5 protein-coding genes are annotated in these 6,753 nt (G+C 45.5%); 4 read left to right on the forward strand and 1 reads right to left on the reverse strand.

Features of this window, described 5'->3' with window-relative positions:
• Positions 1-131 precede the first annotated feature (131 nt).
• The 4 genes from PX481_RS28255 to PX481_RS28270 all read left to right on the forward strand — a co-directional run bounded on the left by PX481_RS28255 (position 132) and on the right by PX481_RS28270 (position 4,243).
• A complete protein-coding gene (locus PX481_RS28255) occupies positions 132-1,793 on the forward strand; it encodes a GMC family oxidoreductase (RefSeq protein WP_288023757.1) in 1,662 nt (553 codons plus the stop codon).
• A 45-nt stretch (positions 1,794-1,838) separates the two neighbouring features.
• Positions 1,839-2,921 carry a ferritin-like domain-containing protein gene (locus tag PX481_RS28260; protein ID WP_002762518.1) on the forward strand — a complete coding sequence of 361 codons (1,083 nt, stop codon included), beginning with the start codon at positions 1,839-1,841 and terminating at the stop codon, positions 2,919-2,921.
• A 57-nt stretch (positions 2,922-2,978) separates the two neighbouring features.
• Complete coding sequence (locus PX481_RS28265; protein ID WP_002762519.1) at positions 2,979-3,419, forward strand: hypothetical protein; 441 nt, start codon at positions 2,979-2,981, stop codon at positions 3,417-3,419.
• Between the two features lie 236 nt (positions 3,420-3,655).
• Entirely contained in the window at positions 3,656-4,243 is a 588-nt protein-coding gene (locus PX481_RS28270) for a pentapeptide repeat-containing protein (protein ID WP_288023752.1), read from the forward strand.
• 300 nt (positions 4,244-4,543) lie between these two features.
• Here the strand turns inward: PX481_RS28270 and PX481_RS28275 are convergent, their stop codons facing one another.
• The gene (locus PX481_RS28275; protein ID WP_288026711.1) at positions 4,544-6,616 is read right to left on the reverse strand and encodes a WD40 repeat domain-containing protein; all 2,073 of its coding nucleotides are present in this window, start codon (positions 6,614-6,616) and stop codon (positions 4,544-4,546) included.
• Between the last annotated feature and the right edge of the window lie 137 nt (positions 6,617-6,753).

Here is a 6,753-nt window from a genome sequence, read left to right on the forward strand (position 1 = left end):
AACTTTTTCAGCAGACCCTAATTAGGGGTCTCAAGACCCCCCTAGCGGCCACCGAGAAAACCTTCACCAGCTAGGTATTTTTACTCAAGTCTCTGGAGGGGGACAGCTTATGTGACAGTTGAGGGTGCGGAATGTGGGTTGAAGGCTATCAAAATTACCTTGAAACTTTCTACAGTTCGGTAATCAAGCACGGTAACTCCCCCTATCCCTTAAATCCCAATGTCCTGAGTCCTACTGATGATGTTGTTCGCTACTTTGAAGAGAAAGGACCTCTACCCTTGAGCGGTTCCTATACCAGGATTTTAGGGGGAACCACTATGCACTGGGAAGGGAAATCCCTACGGATGTTACCCGATGATTTCAAGTTACGCAGCAAGTACGGACAAGGTCTTGACTGGCCAATTACCGATCAAGAGCTTTGGAAGTACTACCGCCAAGCAGAGTACGAGATTGGGGTTGCTGGAAATGCAGCAGAACAAAGGGAGTTAGGCATCACTTTTGAACACGATGACTATGTCTTTCCCATGCGGGAAATGCCCCCTTCTTACTTGGATAAGAAAGTGCGTCAGAAAATTCAGGGGACGACAGTGGAACTCAATGGCAAAAAGATCGAATTAAAACTTAGCACTTTTCCCCAGGGTCGCAATGGCATACCTAACCCTGATTACAAAGAGTACGGCCATGATAACGACTTCGTTCCCACTGGATTGAGTGGTAAAAATCCAGTAGAGTATGGAGAACGATGCCAGGGAAACGCCAATTGTGTTCCCATCTGTCCAGCTCAAGCGAAGTATGATGCCAGGAGGACTCTGACTACAATAGCCTTTCCCGAACGAGTGCATCTTCTTACTCAGGCGGTCGCTTCCAGGGTGGAAATCGATCCCGAAACTGGCCGTGTTAGTGGCATCGAGTATAAGCACTATCGGGATAAGAACTCTCCTGCTTATACGGTTGGCACGGCTAAGGGTCGTTTATTTGTCCTAGCCACTAACGCGGTAGAAAATGCCAGGCTGATGTTGTCCTCTAATTTGCCTAGTACCAGTGGACTGATGGGTTGCAATCTCATGGATCATCCCTTCCTGTTAGCTTGGGCTTTGATGCCCGAAGTGACGGGGACGATGCGAGGCCCCTTGGTGACATCGGGAATTGGCAGCTTCCGTAATGGTGAATTCCGCAAAGAACAATGTGCCTTTGGCATTGACATCCACAATGATGGTTGGGGATGGTCAGGCACTGGTGTCCCCGATGTGGTGCGAGAAGCGATCGATAATAATAAAAAGTATGGCTCCGAACTTCGCCAGGAACTAATTAGCCGAATCTCACGGCAGCTACTACTGGCTTTCATGTGCGAATTGCCAGCTAATTCCAGTAACCGAGTCAGCATCGATCCCCAATATAAAGATCAACTCGGTAATTATCGTCCGGTTATCCATTTTGATGTCCCTGATTACTGTAAAAAGGCGATGGCTTATGCCCGTAATCTTTCCCGAACTATCTTCGAGCGCTTGGGAGCAGAAGATCATACCCACTACGATAAGTCAGATCCCGCCTATTTTGAGTATGAGGGTCAAGGCTACTGGTTCCGAGGAGGAAATCACTTTTCAGGAACCCACGTAATGGGAACGACTAAATACAACTCCGTTGTTGATTCCTATTTGCGTTCTTGGGATCACGAAAATCTCTATCTACTCGGCGCTGGCAGTATGCCTTCTATTGGCAGTTCTAATACAACATTGCCTCTTGCCGCCCTGGTTTTCCGAGCTTCTGAGCAGATGCTTCAGGACTTAGCTTGAGATTGACATAACAGATTACTAATCCTACCACCAGAGGTATTATCGATGACTGATCGTTTAAGGTTAATTCAAACGGTTGACGACCTGCATTACTATCTGATTCAGGGCATGATGATAGAACACGCAACCATTCCCCCTTACATGACCGCCCTTTACTCCCTCAAACCAGGAAGTAACCTAGAAGCTTTTCATATTATTCGCGCTATTGCTGTGGAGGAAATGCTGCATCTCACCCTGGCTGCCAATGTGTTTAATGCCGTTGGGGGAAATATAAAAGGAGTGCTGACAGCCAATAATTTTATCCCCACTTATCCGACTTACTTACCTACCGGAGCCGATGATTTTCAAGTTGGCCTAGCCAAATTTTCCCCGGAAACAGTAGAGACGTTTCTCAACATTGAACGGTCTAAAGAAGTACCTGACGATGCACCTTTAGTGCTGCCTCGACCGACACAAGGCTCATGGTTGCCGATTCCTGGTTACGATCCAACCTACAAATATTACAGCATTGGGCTGTTTTATGCGGAGGTCATCCGAGGCTTAGAAGCGTTGGATCGAGAGTACAAACAGAAGGGACAGAATCTATTCTGTGGCGATCCGAAAAAGCAAATTACCCGGGAATATTACTACGATGGTGCCGGCGAGATTATCCCGGTATATAATCTCAAAGATGCCAAGCGTGCGTTAAAAGTAATTCAAGAACAAGGTGAAGGCTCCAGGCAAGGAACTATCTATGATGCAGAACGGGAACTTTCCCATTACTACCGTTTCCAGCAACTAAAATTAGGTCAATACTATACGATCAATAAAGATGATCCGCTGAAGTCAGATCTCCCCGATCACCCCACCGGAAAAACCTTTACCGTAGATTGGGACGCGGTTTATCCGGTCTTGGAGAATGCCAAACTGAGTGATTATCCCCAAGATTCAGAATTATATGCCGCCAGACAGCAATTTCAGCAGGCTTACGCTCATTTCCTCGCCCAGATTGAATTTTCCTTTAACGGCCATCCTGAGACATTACTGCCTGCGGTGGGGGGAATGTTCAAACTCAGAGACTTGGCTAATCTGTTAATTCGCAATCCCATTCCGGGAAAAGACGGGGTTAATGCCGCCCCGATTTACTAAATGTCAGCACCATGAAGTTCAAAATGGAGTTCAAAATTTTGTGGAGGTCAATCACCAGTGAATATTGATAAACCTGAGTTTACTGGGTATTTCTTGGAGTTCTCGGCAGCGGTTACTGGATTTTCTCAGTTTCATCTGCAAGGCACAGGCCAAGCTGCCCTTTACTTTGATACAGTTCGGGGTGTCGTTGGTGGCCAAATATTTGAGGAATTACTGCAAACCTTTCATGATCAGGGTGTGGAGGCGGTTTTGACATCAGGAAAACTAGGACCCATCGCCCGTAACATTATCAAACTCTGGTACATCGCTACTTGGGAACAACTTCCCTCCGCATGGCGGGAACGGTTTGGGATTCCGGTAAATGATAGCACTTTTATTGCCGCTCCCTATGCCTATCCTGAAGCACTTGTGTGGTCGGCGATCGGAGTTAATCCCCCCGGAGCGAAAGCACAAGGGTATGGGACTTGGAGTGATCCTCCCTCTGTCAAACTTAGTTAACTAATGGGCATTGCTGAATGAAGAGATGAAAGTAGGATTAAGGAAACAGGGAACAGAATAAAGTCAATATTGACAAGGCGTTCTCACAATCTAAAATCGACAATTATCAATTCATCCCCTAATTCAGCAACGCCAAATAATTTCGGTTGGCTTGAAGTACTGCGCTGTACCTGAAAGATCGGTGTCAGCTAGTGCGCCTCTTATTGTCCAAAAAAATGCTTAATTAGAAGTGAAAAATGAACAGGAAATTTTGGTTTCGTCAATTGTCGGCTGTGGTGATCACGATTCTGTTTTGTTTAACCCTTTTTAGTTTGCCTGCCAATGCTTTCGTTGCTACGGATTACTCGAAATTGCTGCTGACTAACGAATGTAATGGATGCGATCTATCGGGAGTCGATTTATCGAATAAAGATTTGTATGGTAGTGCTCTGATTGGGGCGAATCTTTCGGGAGCCAATTTATCAGGAGCCTTACTGCAAGAGGCAACGCTAGGAAAAGCCAATCTAACAGGAGCTAATCTCTCCAAGGCCGATCTCTCGGCTATCACTTTATCAGCGGCTAATCTAACGGCGGCCAATCTCTCAAAAGCAGTTTTGTATAATGCTCGGATGGATGGGGCAATTTTGACCGATGCGACTTTAACAGAGGCTGATCTAGAATCTGCCATCATTTCTGATGCGAATATGTCCAATGCCGTGGCCAAAAATGCCCAATTCAAAAATGCGATTTTATCCAGATCTAATTTATCGGGGACGGATTTTTCGGAAGCAACCATGGGATATGTGGCTCTTCGGTTTGTGTTATGCAATGGACGGGGATTATAAGGGATGGAACCCTTATATAGAAAGGCATTTAGCCATTTTTGTCAATTGTTTTTTATCTAGAGCGAACTAATCAATTAAGTCTCTTGCCAGATAAGGATTTAGTCGATTTATGCCCCCCTATCGAACCATAACAAGTAACGAAGAGCCGGATATGTCAAGTTAGCCAAGGCTGATCTGAAGGGGGCTAAGTTTGTTGGAGCAGATTTATTTAAGGCAGTAATGCCTAACGAGACTATTTATAATGGAGATGTCTCTAAGTTTGGTGCCTATCAGTAGTTAAACTTCACACCTAGACCCATTTTAATGATCGTCGCCGAAGATGTTGTCACAAAGGCGGCGATCGCTCTCTTCTACTTCGGGGTTATGCTGTAAATAATCCTTTAACCACTTGCAAGCGTATCTTTGGATATCTTTAGGTGTTAAATGGCGAGCCAAATCCCAAATAATTACTGTTTTGTTGCTGCTCCCGGAGACAAGAGTTTTACCGTCTTGACTAAAATGGATGGCGTTAACATCAGCCCCAAACCCCGGCAGCATATTCACTAAAGTACCGTCAAGTTGCCAAATTCTAATGGTATCATCACTACTAGCCGAAGCAATTTGTTGTCCGTCGGGGCTAAATTTAACGTCCAACACCGAATTAGAATGTCCTTCGATGGTTTTAACAGAGGAAGGAAGCCATTGTCCCTTTTCATCAGTCTTCCAGAGTTTAATAGTATTGTCGCCACTTCCAGAAACGAGCATTCGACCGTCTCGGCTAAAATCAACCCCTAAAACGGAACTTAGATGTCCTTTGAGAGTGACAATACTTAGCAAAGTGCCATGGCCATCTATCTGCCAGATTTTGATGCTATTACTCGCACTTCCAGAAGCAATAAACTTGCCGTCTGGGCTAATCGCCACTGCTTGAACACCATCAGTGTGTCCTTTGAGGTTATTAAGTAATTTCCCATCTAGCCGCCAGATTTTAAGCGTTTTATCCCAATTTCCTGAGACAATTAACTTACCGTTGGGGCTAATTGCTACAGAGTGAACACCACCAGTATCTCCTTTCAAGGTATTGAGCAATTTACCATCTAGCCGCCAGATTCTGAGAGTTCCGTCTAGACTTCCTGAAACAATAAATTGACCATTAGGACTAATTTTGACGGTGCTAACTGAACCTTTATGTCCTAGTAGCGTCCTCAGTGTGCCATCTTGCTTCCAGAGTTTGATTGTTTTATCGAAACTCCCTGAGACGATTACATCAGCATTTAAATCTACAGCCGACACCACATCGCTATGGCCAAAAAGAGTCGTCACTAATTCGTTGTAAGGTTTCCAGAGTCTAACCGTTTTGTCGTTACTACCTGAAACAATTTCCAGGTTGTTACCGTAGTTACGGACATCAACTGTATTAACTGCATCGCTATGTCCCTGGAGAGTCATCAATAAAGTACCGTCCAGTTTCCAGAGTCTGACTGTTCTGTCATAACTTCCTGAAACGATTTGCTGACCATCTGGGGTAAAAGTCAGCCCGTAAACAGAGGCTTCATGGCCACTAAAAGTGATGGTCGGCGAGGTATCGTCTAGCTTCCAAAGTTTGAGCGTTTTATCTCGACTACCTGAGACAATCGACTGACCATCGGGGCTGAAAGCGACCACCTTAACTGTATCCCCATGTCCTTCCAGCGTCCTCAATAGGGTGCCATCTCGTTTCCAGAGTTTGAGCGTTTTATCCCGACTACCTGAGACAATCAACTGGCCATCAGGGCTGAAAGCGACTGCCTTAACTGCCCCCCGATGTCCTTCCAGCGTCCTCAATAAGGTGCCGTCTCGTTTCCAGAGTTTAACAGTTTTATCGTTACCACCAGAGGCAATCAACTGACCATCAGGGCTGAAAGCGACTGCATTTACGCCATCTTTATCCCCTTGAATAGTTTTCTCTAAGGTTCCATCGCGCTGCCAGAGTTTAATCGTGTTATCCACACTGGCGGAGGCCAGCAGTTGCCCGTCGGGGCTGAAAGCCACTGCATTTACTGAACCTTTGTGTCCACCACGCTTTTCACCAAGAGTGGCTAATAAACTCCCGTTTCTTTTCCAGAGTTTGATCCTGTTATCTGCACTAGCGGAGGCAATCATCTCACCATCGGGGCTAAATTTGACTCCTAAAACATCGCCATAATGTCCTGAGAAGATATTAGCTTGTTTGATGCCATAGAGGGCTATCTTGAGCATCTCTTTCAGATCATCTTTCCGCTCGGGCGGTAGATTAACGAAAGGTATTGACTCTAAATCCGTTCGTAGCCGCTGGGCCTTCATAGCTGCTGTCAACGCTTCCAATTGTTCATTTAAGGCAAAGGAAGCTTGACTGGTTCGACCGACCGCGACCATTGGTGAGAAGTTAAGCTTGTGTGTAATTTGTCAAGGGGTTATTGAAAAAAAATTGGGGACTACTTCGTTGCCGGTCAGGAAAAGGTGCTACAATCAGCTTGACTGTTGATTTTCGCTTTGTTTTGACAACTCCTAAA

It is taken from the genome of Microcystis sp. M53603_WE2, assembly GCF_030065435.1.